Below are 17,332 nucleotides of genomic sequence, written 5' to 3'. Positions count from 1 at the left end.
CACCCCGGCCCTCTCCCAGGGGGAGAGGGGGTAAAGCCTCAGCGCACCACGCCTTCCTCGCGCAATACCTTGAAGATGGCGGCCGCGGCCGCTTCGGGGGTCAGGTCCTTGAGGACCTGGCCGCCGTCGCCGGAGGCCTTGGCCGTGGCGGCCTTGAAGCGGTCGGCGGCGGTCTTGGCCTTGATCACCTTGAGGCGCTTGGGACGGGCCTTGGCGGGCTGCAATTCGCCGCTGTCGAACAGACTGTCCTGCACGATCTCGGTGGTCTCCACCTGCAACTCGCCCCGCCGGGCCGGGCCGAAGGCGCTTTGTCGTGGCGCCGGGGCGGCGCTGTCGACGCTGGCGACGAAGGGCAGCCGTACCCGCAGCCGACGGCGCTGACCACGCGGCAGGGCCTGGAGTACGGTCGCCTGGCCACCTTCCACGGCTTCCACCGCGGCGAGGCCGACCACCAGCGGCCAGCCAAGGGTCTCCGCCAGCAGATAGGGCAGCAGGCCCGAGCCCTCGCCGGTTTCCGCCTGGCTGCCGGTCAGCACCAGGCCGGCGCCAACGTCGCGCAGGGTATCGCCGAGGGCTGGCAGGGCATCGGCGCCTGGCGGTTGTTCCAGTACGTGCAGGGCCGGCACGCCCATGCCCAGATAGCCGCGCAAGGCCTCTTCGGCGGGGTCACCGGCGTGCAGCACGCGCAGCTTGTCGCCTACCAGGCGCAGGCCCAGTTCGACGGCGCGGGCATCCTGTTCCGCCCGCCGGGCCCGTCCGGAGGTAGGGTGGGCGCCAACGGAGACCAGGGCCACGACCTTGACGCCGTCCAGCGACGGCAGCTTCTGCTCAGGCGACATCCTGCAACTCCCCTGCCCGCTGTTGTTCGACCAGCCGCGCCAGGGCGGCCAGGATGGCGTCACCATTGCCGATCACCGAAAGATCGGCGCGCTTGACCATGTCGCAACCCGGATTGGTATTGATGGCGATGACCTTGTCGCAACTGGCGATGCCCTGCAGATGCTGCACGGCGCCGGAGATACCCACGGCCAGATAGACCCGCGCAGTGACCCAGGTCCCGGTCGCACCTACCTGACGATTGCGCGGCATATGGCCATCGTCCACCGCCACCCGCGAGGCGCCCTCGGTGGCACCGAGGATGGCGGCGGTGCTGTGGAACAGATCCCAGTCGCGGATGCCGTTGCCACCGGAGAGGATGAATTCCGCTTCGCCCAGGGGAATCTGCATGGGGTCCACGGCGACCGGGCCGAGGTCCTCGATGCGCGGCAGGTGGCGGGCGATGTTGCCGCCGAGGGTGACCTGCAGGACCTCGTGACGGGTCTCGCCGACCGGCTCCGCGCACTCCGGCAAGGCCAGCACCAGGCGCGGCAGCGGCTGTTGCAGATCCTGGCGACCGGCACCGGCGCGGCCGGTGGCCAGACCGTCCTTGACCTGCCAGACGCGGGTGGCGGGACGCTCGTGCAGGGCCGCGCCCAGGCGCCGACCCAGTTCGCCGCCACCGCTGCGGCTGTCGGGCAGCAGCCAGTGACGCGGCTGCAGTTCATTGTCTACCGCGCGCAGCGCCAGCACCCGCTGCTCGGGGGCATAGCCCTGGAATTGCTCGCCGTCCAGATGCAGCAGGCGATCCACGCCGGCGGTATCGAAGGCGGTTTCCTTGACCTCGCCGAAGACCACCGCCAGCACGGCGCCCTCGGCGCCGGCCAGTTGCCGGGCCAGGCCCAGCAGGTCACGGTCGTGGGCGGTCAGGCGACCGCTGACCAGGTCCGGAACCACGGCGATGTGGAAGGCCGGCTCGGCGATGCGGTGCAGCGGCAGCTGTTCTTCCACCGCCTGGGCGGCGCCACGGCGACCGCCGCCCTGCTGGGCGCCGCTGCGATCGATCCGCTTGACGCCCTGGGGCCCGACGAAACCGGCAGCCGCGGCATGGGGATTCTTGCGGACCAGGCCATTGGGGCCCATCCAGCGGACTTCGGACTCGGCGCTGCTGGCGATACTGGCGTGCAGCGGATGCAGACGGTTGCGCGCGATCCACTCGCGGCGCGGATCGCGACGGATGATGCTCATGCTGGGCGCTCCGTTTGGAAATGGCCGGTGAGGTGCGCGGTGGGCCCCTCACCCCATCCCTCTCCCCTGAGGGGAGCGGGGGTAAAAGAAAAAAGCGGCAGGCCTGCCAGATGGCTTTTCCCGGTGCTACAGGCGAACGCCACAACTGGCCGGACACCGGTAGCCATCCCCTCTCCCCTCGGGGAGAGGGCCAGGGTGAGGGGGCTACCAAACCCACTCACGACAGCGCCTCCGCGACCGGCCGACGCGCAGCCGCAGGCTTACTGTCCACCGGCGCCTCGACGATGGCCTCGGCCACCAGTTCGGCGATGTCCTTGATCTCCGGACGCGGGGCGACCACGCCTTCCAGCATCAGGGTGCACTGGGGGCAGCCCACGGCCACCAGCTCGGCGCCGGTTTCCTTGATGTCGGCCATGCGCATGTCGGGGATCCGCTGCTTGCCGGGGATGTCGGTGATGGGGGCTCCACCGCCACCGCCGCAGCAGCGCGAACGGAAGCCGGAACGTTCCATCTCCTTGACCGCGATGCCCAGCGCCTTGAGCACGGCGCGCGGCGCCTCGTACTCGCCGTTGTAGCGGCCCAGGTAGCAGGGATCGTGATAGGTGATGGTGGCGCCCTGCTCGGCCAGGGCGTGCTGGCCGAGGTGCAGGGTGCCGCGGCTGAGCAGGGTCTCGATGAAGGTGCTGTGGTGCTGCACCTGGTAGTGGCCGCCCAGGGCGCCGTACTCGTTCTTGAGCACATGGAAGCTGTGCGGATCGCAGGAGACGATGGTCTGGAAGCGATATTTGCCCAGGGTTTCGATGTTGCGTCTGGCCAGTTGCTGGAAGGTCGCCTCGTCGCCCAGGCGACGGGCCACGTCACCGCTGTCGCGCTCTTCCAGGCCGAGCACGGCGAAGTCCACCTTGGCTGCCTTGAGCACCTTGACGAAGGCGCGCAGGGTGCGCTGGTTGCGCATGTCGAAGGCGCCGTCGCCGACCCAGAACAGCACCTCGGCCTGGCCCTTGTCCTTCATCAGCGGCAGGTCCAGGTCGGCGGCCCAGTTCAGGCGGCCACCGGGGGCGAAGCCGCCGGGGTTGTCGGTGGCGATGAGGTTTTCCAGCACCTCGGCGCCCTTGTTCGGCGTCTCGCCGCGTTCCAGGGTCAGGTGCCGGCGCATGTCGACGATGGCATCGACGTGCTCGATCATCATCGGGCATTCCTCGACGCAGGCGCGGCAGGTGGTGCAGGACCAGAGGGTCTCGGCATCCACCAGGGCCTTGCCCTGGCGCGCCACGATCGGCAGGTGCGGCCCACCGGCGTGCTCGCCGACCGGCTTGCCCGGATAGGGCGAGCCGAAGTAGCGGGCATCGCTGCCGCCCTTGAGGCCGACCACCATGTCCTGGATCAGCTTCTTGGGGTTGAGCGGCTGGCCGGCGGCGAAGGCCGGGCACATGGCTTCGCAGCGACCGCACTGGACGCAGGCGTCGAAGCCGAGCAGCTGGTTCCAGGTGAAGTCGGCGGGTTTTTCCACGCCCAGCGGCGCCTTGGGATCGTGCAGGTCCAGCGCCTTGAGACCGCTGGAGCGGGCGGCGCTGGCGTTGTGCGGGGTGCTGAAGCGCTCGGCGCGACGGTGCCAGGCCAGGTGCAGGGCACCGGCGAAGGCGTGCTTGATGGGACCGCCCCAGGTCATGCCGAGGAACAGTTCGGACACGCCCCAGGCCACGCCCACCGCCAGCACCGCGGCCAACAGCCAGCCCCCGAAGTCCGGCGGCAGGATGCCGGCGACCGGCAGGGTGGCGATGAAGAAGCTCGCGGCAAAGGCCAGCAGACTCTTCGGCAGGCGCATCCAGGGGCCCTTGGACAGCCGCGCCGGCGGATTGCGGCGGCGCCTGGCGACGAACAGGGCGCCGGTGAACATGCAGGCGGTGGCCGCCAGCAGCGCCCAGCCGAGGATGCGGCTGTGCAGGCCGAAGCCGTGCACCAGGATGGCCAAGAGCGCCGCCAGGACGAAGCCACCGGCGGTGGCCACGTGGGTCTTGGAGATGTACTTGTCGCGGTCGACCACGTGGTGCAGATCCACCAGGTAGCGCCGCGGCATCTTCAGCAGCCCGCCCAGCCAGTCGACCTCGGCCGGACGCCCCTGTCGCCAGAGACTGAAGCGGCGCACGGCACCGATCACGGTGAGGGCCAGGGCGGCGAAGAGCAGGATGGGGAGGATGGTACTGAGCATTGCGGGTCTCCCTACGGGACCTCGGGTGGCGGCGGATCACCTCCTCTCCCTGGGGAGAAAGCCGAGATGGAGAGCCCGCTTTGACGCCAAGGCGTCAGCTGGGCCCCTCACCCCCGCCCTCTCCCTCAGGGAGAGGAGGCTGTCCGTGCCGACCGGACGTTGCGAACCCTCACGGGGCGTGTCTTAGAAGTCCTTGCACAGGCGCAGGGCATCGTAGATGGCGGCGTGGGTGTTGCGCTGGGCCACGCAGTCGCCGATCCGGTAGAGCAGGTAACCGTTGCCGGTCTCGCCCAGCGCCGGCTGCGGCTCGATGGCGAACAGCGCCTCGATGTCCATCTGGCCCTTGTTGCGCGAGTCTTCCTTGAGGGCGTAGTAGAGCCCCTCGTCCGGGCGCACGCCGTTCTCGATGACGATCTGGTCGACCACGCGCTCTTCGCGGGCGCCGGTGTATTCGTTCTCCAGCACCGCGACCTTCTTGTCGCCCTCGGCGTAGACCTTTTCCAGCATCAGGTCGCCGGTCATGATCACTTCCTTGGGATAGAGACTGCGGTAGTAGGTCGGGAAGGTGGTTCCGCCGATGGCCACGCCCGGCTTGATGTCGTCGGTGACGATCTCGACCTGGGCGCCCTTGTCGGCCAGGTAGTCGGCCACCGACATGCCGGTGAATTCACAGATGGTGTCGTACACCAGCACGTTCTTGCCCGGTTCGACCTTGCCCGAGAGGATGTCCCAGCTGCTGACGACCAGGCCGTCGGCGGCGTGCCAATGGTCAACCTGTTCCAGGAAGGGATGGCCGCCGTTGGCCAGGATGACGATGTCCGGGCGCAGGTCGAGGATGGTCGCCGGATCGGCGGCGGTGCCCAGACGCAGGTCGATGCCCAGGCGCGCCAGTTCCAGCTGGTACCAGCGGGTGATGCCGGCGATCTGGTCGCGCTGCGGAGCGCGAGAGGCCAGGGTGATCTGGCCGCCGAGTTGCTCCTGCTTCTCGAACAGGGTGACGTCATGGCCGCGCTCGGCGGAGACGCGCGCGGCCTCCATGCCGGCCGGGCCGCCACCGACGATGACCACCTTGCGCTTGGGCCCGGTGGACTTCTCGATGATGTGCGGCAGCCCCATGTATTCGCGGCTGGTGGCGGCGTTCTGGATGCACAGCACGTCGAGGCCGTTGTACTGCCGATCGATGCAGTAGTTGGCGCCGACGCACTGACGGATCTGGTCGATCTGTCCCATCTTGATCTTGGTGATCAGGTGCGGATCGGCGATGTGGGCGCGGGTCATGCCGACCATGTCGACATAGCCGCCCTCCAGGATACGGGTGGCCTGGTTCGGGTCCTTGATGTTCTGGGCGTGCAGCACCGGTACGTTGACCACTTCCTTGATGCCCGCGGCCAGGTGCAGGAAGGGCTCCGGCGGATAGGTCATGTTGGGGATGACGTTGGCCAGGGTGTTGTGGGTGTCGCACCCCGAGCCGACCACGCCGATGAAGTCGAGCATGCCGGTGTCGCTGTAGTACTTGGCGATCTGCTTCATGTCGTCGTGGGACAGACCGTCCGGGTGGAATTCGTCGCCGGTGATGCGCATGCCGACGCAGAAGTCGTCACCGACCTCGGCACGCACGGCCTTGAGCACCTCCATGCCGAATCTCATGCGGTTCTCGAAGCTGCCGCCCCATTCGTCGGTACGCTTGTTGACCCGCGGCGACCAGAACTGGTCGATCATGTGCTGGTGCACGGCGGACAGCTCGACGCCGTCCAGGCCGCCGGCCTTGGCCCGGCGGGCGGCCTGGGCGAAGTTGCCGATCACCCGCCAGATCTCTTCCGGCTCGATGGTCTTGCAGGTGGCGCGGTGCACGGGCTCGCGGATGCCCGACGGCGACATCAGGGTCGGCCAGTGGCCGCCGTCCCAGCGGGAGCGGCGCCCCATGTGGGTGATCTGGATCATGATCTTGGCGCCGTGCTTGTGCATGGCGTCGGCCAGATTCTGGAAGTGCGGAATGATGCGGTCGGTGGAGAGGTTGACCGAACTCCACCAGTGCTGCGGGCTGTCGATGGCGACCACCGAGGAACCCCCGCAGATGGCCAGGCCGATGCCGCCCTTGGCCTTCTCTTCGTAATACTTGACGTAACGCTCGGTGGTCATGCCGCCGTCGGTGGCATAGACCTCGGCGTGGGCCGTGGAGAGTACGCGGTTGCGGATGGTGAGCTTGCCGATCTGGATCGGCTGGAACATTGCTTCGAAGGCCATGACCTTCTCCTCGATCGGCTGGTGCGCGGTCTTGAGCCGCGCTCTTGCTCTGGGGTGTCGCTGGGGTGGCCGCGAGCGGGTCGGCGGCCACCCGGGGGCGGGACGTTACTTCGGCCGGGTGACGAACAGGCCGTCGTCATGGCCTTCTTCGGAACCGCTGTATTCCTGGACGGTGACGGTGCGGATGGCACTGCCCTTGGCGGCCAGGATCTGGTCGATGGCGCCGGAGAACCAGCCGGTGAACATGTAGTCGACCTTGCGATTGACCTTGCCGTAGACGTAGACGAAGGCGGAGTGCTTGAGCTTGACCTCGGCATGGCCGGTGTCCAGGTCGAGCTTCTGGGTCTCGAACAGGCCCCAGCCGCGCTGCGACAGGCGCTTCATGTAGTGCTCGAACACCGCGGCGCCGTGGATGCCATGGCACTCGGCTTCCTTCTCGCACCAGTGCCAGGCGGACTTGTAGCCGGCCTTGTAGAGGATCTCGGCGTACTTGTCGGCGCCCAGGACTTCTTCGATGCCCATGTGGTTGTTGACGAAGAAGTGCCGGGGTACGTACAGCATCGGCAGGGCGTCGGTGGTCCAGACGCCGGTTTCGTCGTCGACCTGGATGGGCATTTCGGGGGCGTGGCTGGCCATGTGTGGAGCTCCGATTCGCTAATACGTATCTAAAAAAAGGTGTGGGTGAATGCCTGTGGAGCCGTAGCGAGCGCGCCGCTGGCAAGGAGCCCCGCAGCGCCAGGTGAGAGCAGTACCGAGGTACGGCGAACCTGGCGCGAGGACGCGACGCCGCTAGCGGTGTGCGCAGTAGGCTCCAGAGGTATTCACTACTCGCCCCAGACTTCGCCGAGGATGCGCATCCAGTTCTCGCCCATGACCTTGCGCACGGTGCGCTCGGGCATGCCGCGCTTGAGCAGGGTCTCGGTCAGGTTGGGGAATTCGCCCACGGTGCGGATGCCCAGCGGGTTGACGATCTTGCCGAAGTTGGTCAGGCGGCGGGCGTAGCCCTTGTCATGGGTCAGCCACTCGAAGAAGTCATGGCCGTGGCCCTGGGTGAAGTCGGTACCGATGCCGATGGAGTCTTCACCCACCAGGTTCATCACGTACTCGATGGCCTCGGCGTAGTCGTCGATGGTCGAATCGATGCCCTTGGCCAGGAAGGGGGCGAACATGGTCACGCCGACGAAGCCGCCGTGGTCGGCGATGAACTTGAGTTCTTCGTCCGACTTGTTGCGTGGATGCTCCTTCAGGCCCGAGGGCAGGCAGTGGGAGTAGCAGACCGGCTTCTTGGATTCGAGGATGACTTCCTCGCTGGTCTTGGAGCCGACGTGGGAGAGGTCGCACATGATGCCGACGCGGTTCATCTCGGCGACGATCTCGCGACCGAAGCCGGACAGGCCGCCGTCGCGCTCGTAGCAGCCGGTGCCCACCAGGTTCTGGGTGTTGTAGCACATCTGCACGATGCCCACGCCGAGCTGCTTGAAGATCTCCACGTAGCCGATCTGGTCTTCGAAGGCATGGGCGTTCTGGAAGCCGAACAGGATGCCGGTCTTGCCCTGGGCCTTGGCCTGGCGGATCTCGGCGGTGGTGCGCACCTGGACCACCAGGTCGCTGCACTCGCGGATCAGCTTCTGGCTCGCGGCGATGTTGTTGACCGTGGCCTGGAAGCCCTCCCATACCGAGACGGTGCAGTTGGCGGCGGTCAGGCCACCCTTGCGCATGTCTTCGAAGAGTTCGCGGTTCCACTTGGCGATGATCAGCCCGTCGATGACGATGCTGTCGGCGTGGAGTTCGGTGGCATTCATGACGGGCTCCGGCGTTGGTCTCGCGCCGGAACGGGTGCCGGCGATTCGAGGCCAGCATAGCCCCGGGGTCCTGGCCGACCGGATGCAAAAACGACAGGGGTATCACCAGAAGCGTCAGTGAGCGGGTCGGCCTACCCCGGCGGCAGGCCGGCAGCCGCCGCCGCAAGCTCCGGCGCCGACGACCGGTGCGGCCGGTCTTCCCGCGGACTCAGGCCGAAGCGCTGGCGGTAGCAGCGGGAGAAATAGGACGCGGACTCGAAGCCGCAGGCCAGGGCGACGTCCAGCACGCTGGCCTCCCCCTGCTGCAGCAGCTGGCGGGCCCGGTCCAGGCGCAACTGCAGATAGAAGGTGGAGGGGGTCGTCTGCAGGTGGAGGCGGAACAGCCGCTCCAGCTGGCGGCGGGTCACCTGGATGCCGGCGGCCAGCTCCAGGGTGCCCAGGGGCGTCTCGGTGTGGCGCTCCATGCGCTCCACCACGCGGATCAGCTTGCGATTGGCGATGCCGTAGCGCTGCGCCACCTGCAGCCGCTGGTGCTCGCGCGGCGGGCGAATGCGCCCGAGCACGAATTGCTCGGAGACCTGCACCGCCAGTTCGCTGCCGTGGCTGCGGCCGATCAGTTCCAGCAGCAGGTCGAGGCTGGCCGTGCCGCCGGCGCAGGTGATGCGGCCGCGGTCGATCTCGAACAGCTCGCCGGTTACCTCGAGCTGCGGCCAGGCCTCGCGAAAGGCCGCCACCGCCTCCCAGTGCAGGGTGATCCTATGGCCGTCCAGCAGCCCGGCACGCGCCAGCACCAGGGCACCGGTGTCGATCCCGCCCAGGGGATGGCCGTGGCGGGCGACCTGGCGCAGCCAGCTGGCGAGGCCGTCGTCGTAATGGGCCAGGGGCTCGAAACCGGCCACCACGAACAGGGTGGTGCCCGCTTCCAGGGCATCGAGGCCACTGTCGACATTGACCGACATGCCGTTGCTGGCGGTCACCGCCGCGCCCTCGCGACCGAGGATGCGCCAGCGGTAGCTGCCCGGGCGAAAGCGGTTGGCCACCCGCAGGGGCTCCAGGGTGGCGATGAAGCCCAGGGCGGAAAAGCCGGGCAGCAGGAGAAAGGCAAAGGACTGCGGCATGGGTGGGGCGTCCTCGGTAACGGTTGGCTTGGGCAAGCAAGAAGGTCGCCAGGGTGCAAATTCCGGTCGTCGGGCTGCACATGGCGGCGGGGCGAGGCGCCTAGGGTAGAAGGCAACCGGCAGTCATCCCCGCCCGCCGCCCCAGGGAGTTCGTCATGCCCAACAAGACCCTAAGCGCCACCCTCCTCGCCTGCGGCCTCCTGGCCGCCACCCTTGGCAGCGCCCGCGCCGCCGATCCCGACAGCTGCCAGACGGTACGGATGGGCATCGTCGGCTGGACCGACGTGGTCGCCACCAGCGCCCTGGCCGAGGTCATGCTCGAAGGCCTCGGCTACGGCGTGAAGCCGACCACCGCCTCCCAGCAGATCATCATGGCGGCCATGGGCGACAAGAATCTCGATGTGTTCCTCGGCTACTGGCAACCGACCATGCAGCCGGTGGTGCAGCCCTTCGTCGACAAGGGCCAGGTCAAGGTGCTGACTCCGCCGCTGCTGGCCGATGCCCAGTCCACCTATGCGGTGCCCGAGTACGTCTACGAGGGGGGCCTGAAGACCTTTGCCGACATCGCCCGCTTCAAGGACAAGCTCGGCGGAAAGATCTACGGCATCGAGCCAGGCAGCGGCGCCAACCGCGGCACCGCCGAGATGATCAAGACCGACCGTTTCGGCCTCAAGGACTTCCAGCTGGTGGAGTCCAGCGAGGCGGGCATGCTCACCGCCGTGCGCCGCGCCGAGAAGCGCAAGGAGTGGATCGTCTTCTTTGGCTGGAAGCCGCATCCGATGAACCTGCAGATCAAGATGCGCTACCTGACAGGCAGCGAAGACGTCTTCGGCCCCAACGAAGGCCAGGCCACGGTCTCGGTGGTGACCACCGCCGACTATCCGCAGCGCTGCGCCAACGTCCAGCGCCTGCTCAGCAATCTGCACATGGACAGTGCCGAGGTCAGTGCCGTGATGGCGCCCATCCTGGAGCGCACCGCGCCCAAGGACGCCGCCCGCGCCTGGCTCAAGGACAACCCGCAACGCCTCGACGCCTTTCTCCAGGGCGTGACCACCCGTACCGGCCAGCCCGCCGCTCTCAAGCTCTGATCGCCCAAGGACAGACCCCATGAACACCGATGTCATCGTCACCTGCGCCCTGACCGGCGCCGGTGATACCGTAGGCCGCAATCCCCATGTCCCCGTTACCCCGGCGCAGATCGCCGCCGCCGCCCTGGAAGCGGCCCGCGCCGGCGCCACCGTGGTGCACGCCCATGTGCGCGATCCCGCCACCGGCAAGCCGAGTCGCGACGTGGCGCTCTATCGCGAGGTGGTCGAGCGCATCCGCGAGGCGGACACCGAGATCGTCATCAACCTCACCGCCGGCATGGGCGGCGACCTGGAGATCGGCCCGGGCGAGACGCCCACCGACTTCGGCCCCGGCTCGGACCTGGTCGGTCCCCTCACCCGCCTGCTGCATGTCGAGGAATTGCGTCCGGACATCTGCACCCTGGATTGCGGCACCCTCAACTTCGGCGATGGCGACTTCATCTATGTCTCCACCCCCGCGCAACTGCGCGCCGGGGCCAGGCGCATCACCGAACTGGGGGTGAAGGCCGAGCTGGAGATCTTCGACACTGGCCACCTCTGGTTCGCCAAGCAGTTGCTCAAGGAGGGCCTGCTGAAGGATCCGCTGTTCCAGCTGTGCCTGGGCATTCCCTGGGGCGCCCCGGCCGACACCACCACCGTGAAGGCCATGGTCGACAACCTGCCGGCGGGCGCCTGCTGGGCCGGCTTTGGCATCGGCCGGATGCAGATGCCCATGGCCGCCCAGGCCATGCTGCTGGGCGGCAACGTCCGCGTCGGCCTGGAGGACAATCTCTGGCTGGACCGGGGCGTCCACGCCACCAACGGCAGCCTGGTGGAGCGGGTCATCCAGATCATCGAACGGCTGGGCGGACGCGCTCTGAGCCCGGCCGAAGGGCGGGACCGGATGCAGCTGGGAGGTGCCCGATGAGCGCCGTCTTCGCCGCCCTCGGCACCGGCGTGATCGGTGCCGGCTGGATCGCCCGGGCCCTGGCTCGGGGCGTGGACGTCCGTGCCTGGGACCCGGCACCCGGCGCCGAGGCCGCCCTGCGCACGCGCCTGGCCAATGCCTGGCCGGCCCTGGAGGCCCAGGGCCTGGCGCCCGGCGCCAGCCTGGAGCGCCTGAGTTTCCATACCGATCTGGAAGCCGCGGTGGCCAGCGCCGACGTCATCCAGGAAAGCGCCCCCGAGCGCCTGGAGCTCAAGCGCGACCTGCATGCCCGGGTCAGTCGCGCGGCTCGGCCCGACGCCCTGATCTGCTCCAGCACCTCGGGGCTGCTGCCCAGTGACTTCTACGCCGACGCCCAGCACCCCGAGCGCTGCCTGGTGGGCCATCCCTTCAACCCCGTCTACCTGCTGCCGCTGGTGGAGGTGGTGGGTGGCAGCCAGACCTCGACGGCCAACCTGGAGCGCGCCGAGGCCTTCTATCGCGAGCTGGGCATGCGGCCGCTGCGGGTGCGCAAGGAGGTGCCCGGCTTCATTGCCGACCGCCTGCTCGAAGCCCTGTGGCGCGAGGCGCTGCACCTGGTCAACGACGGCGTCGCCACCACCGGCGAGATCGACGACGCCATCCGCTATGGCGCCGGCCTGCGCTGGTCGTTCATGGGCACCTTCCTCACCTACACCCTGGCCGGCGGCCCGGCGGGCATGCGCCACTTCATGCAGCAATTCGGCCCGGCCCTGAAGCTGCCCTGGACCTACCTGGAAGCCCCGGAGCTGACCGACGGCCTGATCGACGCCGTGGTCGAGGGCACCCAGGCCCAGCAGGGCGACCTGGAACTGGCGGCGCTGGAGCGCTATCGCGACGACTGCCTGCTGGCGGTGCAGGCGGCCATCGCCGACTGCAAGACACGCCACGGGATTCGGGACTAGGAGAAGGGTCATGCTGATCCACAGCACCACCGTCGCCCCCGAGTGGGTCGACTACAACGGTCATCTGCGCGACGCCTACTACCTGCTGATCTTCAGCCACGCCACCGACGCCCTGATGGACGCCATGGGCCTGGACGCCGCCGGCCGCGCCGCCAGCGGGCACTCGCTGTTCACCCTGGAGTGCCATCTCAACTTCCTCCATGAGGTGAAGGCGGACGCCCAGCTGGAGGTGCGGGTGAGATTCCTGGCCCTGGACGCCAAGCGTCTGCACCTGCACTTCGGGCTGTATCGCGAGGGCGAGACAGAGCTGCTGGCCGCCTCCGAGCAGTTGCTGCTGCACGTGGACCTAGCCGGTCCTAAATCGGCGCCCTTCGCCCCCGCGGTGCACGACTGGCTGGCGACCCGGCTGGCGGCGCAGCGGGACGAACCCTGGCCGGAGCACGTCGGGCGGGTCATCGGCCTGCCGCCCGCGAGAAAATGACCAACGACCCCAAGGATCCAGCGGAGTCACCCTGACATGAGCGCCATCGCCGACTTCAGTACCTACAAGGTCATCAGCCCGATACGCAGCGCCCTGGAGGATGACACTCAGGTCACGGTGCTTTGGCTGGACGGCCGAACCAGTCCCTACCACCTACTCTGGCTCAGGGACAACTGCCCCTGCTCGCGCTGTGTCTATTCCGTTACCCGCGAGCAGGTCGTCGAGATCCTGGATATTCCCGAAGACATTCAGGCCGCCCGGGTGACCCTCACGGATGACGGCAATCTGGACATCCTCTGGCAAGACGGGCATGCCAGTACCTACGACGCGGGTTGGTTGCGCGCCCACGCCTATGACGAGGAATCCCTCGCTGAACGGGAACGGCTGAAGCCGAAGAAAAGGCTCTGGGGCAGCAGCCTGGCTGTTCCAGCCTTCCATTACACCGACGTAATGGCCGACGACGCCGCGCTGCTGGCCTGGCTGCTGGCAGTGAGAGATACCGGCCTGTCCCTGATCCACGGCGTGCCTACCGAAAGCGGCGCGCTCGTCCCCGTGGCGAAACGCATCTCCTTCATCCGGGAAAGCAATTTCGGCACGCTCTTCGATGTCCAGTCCAAGGTCGATGCGGACAGCAACGCCTATACCGCCTTCAACCTCCCGCTGCATACCGATCTGCCGACCCGCGAGTTGCAACCCGGTCTGCAATTCCTGCACTGCCTGGTCAACGACGCACGCGGCGGCAGCAGCACCTTCGTCGATGGTTTCAAACTGGCGGAAGTGCTCAGGGAAGAAGACCCGCAGGCTTTCGAGATCCTCACCAGCCTGCCCATCGAATTCCGCAATCGGGGCAGGTCTTCTGACTATCGCTACCAGGCGCCCATCATTGCCCTGGACGAAAACCAGGAGGTGACGGAAATCCGCATGGCGAATTTCCTGCGTGGCCCCTTCAGTACCCCGCCCGCCACCATGCCGCTGCTCTACCGCGCCTACCGTCGCTTCATCGCCCTGACGCGGGACGATCGCTTCCGCTATCGACAGCGACTCGAAGCGGGTCAGCTGTGGTGTTTCGACAACAGACGCGCCCTGCATGCCAGGGATGAATTCGACCCTGCCAGCGGCGCACGTCACTTCCAGGGCTGCTATGTCGACAGAGACGAATTGCACTCCCGGATTCGCGTGCTGCAACGATGAGCCAGCCACCGCTGTCGGCGGACATGGCCGCCTTCGTCGCGGCCAGCCAGGCCTTCGCCACGGCCGACCCGGATATCCAGGCCCAACGCCAGGCCTATACGCGCCTCTGCGCCGCCCTGGCACCGGCGGACTATCAGGGCCTGGCGGTCAGCGATCACCGAGCCGGCGACGTGCCATTGCGGTTGGTGGCGCCGCGGGAGCCCACCGCTGACCGTCCCGCCCTGCTCTATCTGCATGGCGGCGGCTGGATGCTCGGCGATCTGGATTCCCACGGCTTTCTCGCGGCGCGGCTGGCGCGGCGACTGGGGCTGGCGGTGCTGCTGGTGGACTATCGCCTGGCGCCGGAGCATCCCTATCCCGCCGCTCTGAACGATGCCCGCCAGGCCTGGGACTGGCTGCAGCAGCACGCCCCGACACTGGGGCTGGACCCGACCCGGCTGGCGGTGGCCGGCGACAGTGCCGGCGGCAATCTCGCCGCCGCCCTATGCCTGGCGTTGCGGCAGCAAGGGCGTGCCCAGCCCCGGGCCCAGGCGCTAATCTATCCGGCGCTGACCGCGCGGGTGCTGCCCAGCGAACGCCGGCAGGCCGCGGCGCCGTTGCTGAGCGCGGCCGACTGGCGGGCGTGTCTGGAGGTCTATCTGCCTCGCCAGGCGCAGCGCCGGGAGTCTCTCGCCCTGCCCCTGGAGGCTAGCGATTGCAGTGGACTGGCGCCGGCCTTTGTCGCCGTGGCCCGGCGCGATCCCCTGGCCGACCATGGCCGCGCCTATATCGCCACCCTGCGTGCCGGCGGAACGCCCGGTCGCCTGTGGCAAGGCGCCGGTCTGCTGCACGGCGCCCTGCGCGCCCAGGGTCGGCGGGCCGAGGCGCTGCGCGAGGCCCTGGAGCGCTTTCTCGCGGGCGAACTGGGCGCCCTGCCCCCTGCTGACCTGGCAAAAGACAAAAAAAAACCTCAACCGCTGGAGACGGAAGAGGTTCAAACGCCCTGATGGGCCTCAGTGTGTAACCGGGGGTTGCTCGGCTCTGGTGGCGAACAACCGGAAAATGTCGTTGATAGGCGCCATTCTAACCGCGAACGTCGCTCTTGACCCTGCGGCAGATTGTCCGGGCATGACGTCGTAATAAACCTACATTGCCTGGCTGGCGGGCGCGGTGCTTTCCAAAAACGACATCCGGCTATGCGGCGACGCCAGCCCGGCTTGCCGTCTGCGACGCCGATGGGAGAATCCAGGCATTCCACCGGAGAGGGCAGCACCATGATGATCGCCGACTTGATCGACCAGGACGACTTCCGCGACCGCCTGCGTGCGCTGGGTTTCAACGTAACGCCCGCGGCCACCGCGGACGAGGCCTGCCGCCAGGCGGTGACGGGACTCAACCAGGAGCGCGCCCAGGCCTTGCGGCAACTGATCCAGGAATTGCTGTCCGGCAGCGCGGCGCTGCTGCCGGCGGTGCGCCAGGCCATCGACCAGCAATTGCTGCCAGCCCTGGCCCAGCCACGCGGCTAGCAGGCGCTAGGGCCGCAGCAGACTCAGCCGACCCAGCAGCGGCAACCGGCCCAGACTCCGCAACGGCGGCGTCAGCAGGCGCTCACCCTGGCGGGCGAAGACGGCCGCCAGCGGCGTATGCAGGCCCAGGCTGATGACGGCCAGGGCTAGCGCCAGACCGCCGATATAGTCATCCGAGCCCCAGTGGGCGCCGGCCACCAGGCGCGGCAGCATGAACAGCACGGCCAGCGCGGCCACCATCAACCGGCGTCCGCCGCGGGTGAAATGGGCCATGAACAGCGCCCAGAGCAGCAGCACCGAGGCATGGTCGCCGGGAAAGCTGGCGCCGGATCTGTCCTTCAATTCCCAGCCGTGCTCAAGTCCGGGAAAGCGATCGCTGAGCAGATAGGCGCCCGAGAGCACATCGGACGGACTGGAATGCTGCAGGCCCCAGGCTTCGATGCCCTTGGTCAACAGCGTTCGCACGATCAGCAGGATCACCAGCAGGCCGATGAAGGCCGCCAGCGCCGGGCGCACCTGCCGGGCCGGATAGGCCCAGCCGCCACGGACCAGGAGCGCCAGCAGCACCAGGCCAACGAGGGCATCCACCGGTCTCAGGCTGAAGAAGGTCCAGAGGTAGAGCCAGGCGGTGGACTGGGCCAGGGGCGCGTTGAGGGCATGGAACAACCCGGCGTCGAAGGCCAGCAGCTGGCTGCGCACACCCGGAATCAGCCAGAGCAGCAACAGGCCCAGAGCCAGTCCCTGGCACAGCGCCAGGCGGCGCCACTGCCAGGTGGAAGCGAAGAGTAGAGCGTTCATCGAGGTCTCTTTTCACGAAAATTTCACGAATAGACCCGCTTGACCTCGATAACGTCACACTTTGTTACAGCCAGATGACGCAACACTCCTTTGCAGTCACCGCGTCAACCAAAGAAGGCCAGGGCCTCCTCTACCACCAGATCCGGTAGCTCCTCCGCCAGGTAATGCCCGCCCGGCAAGGCGCGGCCGCTGACCTGGGTGGCCACCTGGCGCCACTCGGCGAGGGGATCGAAGCAGCGCCCCACGGTGCCTTCCGCGCCCCAGAGTATGCGCAGCGGCAATTCCAGCCGGCGCCCGGCATCCAGATCGGCCTGGTCATGCGCCAGGTCGATCCCGGCGCTGGCGCGATAGTCCTCGCAGATGCCACGGGCGGTGCCGGGCAGGCTCAGGCAGCGCAGGTATTCGGCCAGCACCTCCGGCGGAAAGGGCGCCAGGCCGGCGCTGCGGGTACCCATCACGCCCTTGAGATAGCCTTCCGGATCGGCTTCGATCAACCGCTCCGGCAGCGGCGCCGGGCGGATCAGAAAGAACCAGTGCCAGTAGGCGCGGGCGAAGGCCTCGTCGGTCTGCCGATACATGGCAAGGGTCGGCGCGATGTCCAGCAGCAGCAGTCGCTCCACCGCCTCCGGATGATCCAGCGCCAGGCGATGGGCGACCCGGGCGCCGCGGTCGTGGGCCAGCACGGCGAAGCGCTCATGACCCAGCCGGCGCATCAGCTCGACGTTGTCCCGCGCCAGGGTACGCTTGCTGTACGCCTCGGCACCCGCCTCCGGCTTGGCGCTGTCGCCATAGCCGCGCAGATCGGCGGCCACTAGGGTGAAGCGCTCGACCAGCCGCGGCGCTACCTTGTGCCACATGACCAGTGTCTGGGGATGGCCGTGGAGCAGCAGCAGCGCCGGGCCCTGGCCGCCGACGCGGCAATTGAGCTCGACGCCGTTGACGCTCAGCCGCCGCTGTTCGAATCCCGCGAAGAGACCGTCCATT

Annotated in this window: 16 protein-coding genes; 7 read left to right on the top strand and 9 right to left on the bottom strand. The window is 68.0% G+C overall.

What is annotated here, in order from left to right; all coding sequences use genetic code 11:
- Nucleotides 1-38 precede the first annotated feature (38 nt).
- The 7 genes from etfB to QKY98_RS05485 all read right to left on the bottom strand — a co-directional run bounded on the left by etfB (nt 39) and on the right by QKY98_RS05485 (nt 9,437).
- The gene (gene etfB, locus QKY98_RS05515) at nt 39-839 is read right to left on the bottom strand and encodes an electron transfer flavoprotein subunit beta (RefSeq protein WP_037007498.1); all 801 of its coding nucleotides are present in this window, start codon (nt 837-839) and stop codon (nt 39-41) included.
- On the bottom strand, nt 829-2,064 hold the full coding sequence (gene etfA / locus QKY98_RS05510; RefSeq protein WP_144960973.1) for an electron transfer flavoprotein subunit alpha: 1,236 nt from the start codon (nt 2,062-2,064) through the stop codon (nt 829-831). The genes etfB and etfA overlap by 11 nt, the downstream gene beginning before the upstream one ends.
- Nucleotides 2,065-2,281: 217 nt before the next feature.
- The gene (gene dgcB, locus QKY98_RS05505) at nt 2,282-4,273 is read right to left on the bottom strand and encodes a dimethylglycine demethylation protein DgcB (protein ID WP_284670459.1); all 1,992 of its coding nucleotides are present in this window, start codon (nt 4,271-4,273) and stop codon (nt 2,282-2,284) included.
- A gap of 183 nt (nt 4,274-4,456) precedes the next feature.
- Nucleotides 4,457-6,517, bottom strand: a complete 2,061-nt coding sequence (dgcA, locus tag QKY98_RS05500) for a dimethylglycine demethylation protein DgcA (protein ID WP_027597312.1) — start codon at nt 6,515-6,517, stop codon at nt 4,457-4,459.
- A gap of 105 nt (nt 6,518-6,622) precedes the next feature.
- Nucleotides 6,623-7,153, bottom strand: a complete 531-nt coding sequence (locus tag QKY98_RS05495) for a DUF5943 domain-containing protein (protein ID WP_027597311.1) — start codon at nt 7,151-7,153, stop codon at nt 6,623-6,625.
- A 188-nt stretch (nt 7,154-7,341) separates the two neighbouring features.
- On the bottom strand, nt 7,342-8,319 hold the full coding sequence (locus tag QKY98_RS05490) for a dipeptidase (RefSeq protein ID WP_058791813.1): 978 nt from the start codon (nt 8,317-8,319) through the stop codon (nt 7,342-7,344).
- A 131-nt stretch (nt 8,320-8,450) separates the two neighbouring features.
- On the bottom strand, nt 8,451-9,437 hold the full coding sequence (locus tag QKY98_RS05485; RefSeq protein ID WP_042135111.1) for a GlxA family transcriptional regulator: 987 nt from the start codon (nt 9,435-9,437) through the stop codon (nt 8,451-8,453).
- Nucleotides 9,438-9,592: 155 nt separating this feature from the next.
- On the opposite strand from QKY98_RS05485, the gene choX reads away from it, so the two are divergent.
- The 7 genes from choX (at nt 9,593) to QKY98_RS05450 (ending at nt 15,550) form a co-directional block, all read left to right on the top strand.
- The gene (gene choX, locus QKY98_RS05480) at nt 9,593-10,525 is read left to right on the top strand and encodes a choline ABC transporter substrate-binding protein (protein WP_044341194.1); all 933 of its coding nucleotides are present in this window, start codon (nt 9,593-9,595) and stop codon (nt 10,523-10,525) included.
- A gap of 19 nt (nt 10,526-10,544) precedes the next feature.
- On the top strand, nt 10,545-11,432 hold the full coding sequence (gene cdhC, locus QKY98_RS05475) for a 3-dehydrocarnitine:acetyl-CoA trimethylamine transferase CdhC (protein WP_284670458.1): 888 nt from the start codon (nt 10,545-10,547) through the stop codon (nt 11,430-11,432).
- Nucleotides 11,429-12,373, top strand: coding sequence for an L-carnitine dehydrogenase (locus QKY98_RS05470; RefSeq protein ID WP_284670457.1), 945 nt, complete (start codon nt 11,429-11,431; stop codon nt 12,371-12,373). The genes cdhC and QKY98_RS05470 overlap by 4 nt, the downstream gene beginning before the upstream one ends.
- A gap of 10 nt (nt 12,374-12,383) precedes the next feature.
- Nucleotides 12,384-12,854, top strand: coding sequence for a thioesterase family protein (locus QKY98_RS05465; protein WP_042135105.1), 471 nt, complete (start codon nt 12,384-12,386; stop codon nt 12,852-12,854).
- A 36-nt stretch (nt 12,855-12,890) separates the two neighbouring features.
- Nucleotides 12,891-14,045 (top strand): gamma-butyrobetaine dioxygenase, encoded by a 1,155-nt coding sequence (locus QKY98_RS05460; protein ID WP_284670456.1) that lies wholly within the window; start codon nt 12,891-12,893, stop codon nt 14,043-14,045.
- A complete protein-coding gene (locus QKY98_RS05455; protein WP_284670455.1) occupies nt 14,042-15,031 on the top strand; it encodes an alpha/beta hydrolase in 990 nt (329 codons plus the stop codon). Before QKY98_RS05460 ends, QKY98_RS05455 begins: the two co-directional genes overlap by 4 nt.
- A 267-nt stretch (nt 15,032-15,298) precedes the next feature.
- Complete coding sequence (locus QKY98_RS05450) at nt 15,299-15,550, top strand: hypothetical protein (protein WP_007160239.1); 252 nt, start codon at nt 15,299-15,301, stop codon at nt 15,548-15,550.
- Nucleotides 15,551-15,556: 6 nt separating this feature from the next.
- Here the strand turns inward: QKY98_RS05450 and QKY98_RS05445 are convergent, their stop codons facing one another.
- Both QKY98_RS05445 and QKY98_RS05440 read right to left on the bottom strand, forming a co-directional pair.
- Entirely contained in the window at nt 15,557-16,348 is a 792-nt protein-coding gene (locus QKY98_RS05445) for a phosphatase PAP2 family protein (protein WP_145248918.1), read from the bottom strand.
- Nucleotides 16,349-16,452: 104 nt separating this feature from the next.
- Nucleotides 16,453-17,331 carry an alpha/beta fold hydrolase gene (locus QKY98_RS05440; protein WP_284670454.1) on the bottom strand — a complete coding sequence of 293 codons (879 nt, stop codon included), beginning with the start codon at nt 17,329-17,331 and terminating at the stop codon, nt 16,453-16,455.
- Between the last annotated feature and the right edge of the window lies 1 nt (nt 17,332).

The organism is Pseudomonas sp. HR1, assembly GCF_030175875.1.
Lineage (GTDB): Bacteria > Pseudomonadota > Gammaproteobacteria > Pseudomonadales > Pseudomonadaceae > Chryseomonas > Chryseomonas oryzihabitans.
Note: the sequence above shows the minus strand (reverse complement) of the source record. Positions and strands in the feature narration are given on the sequence as shown.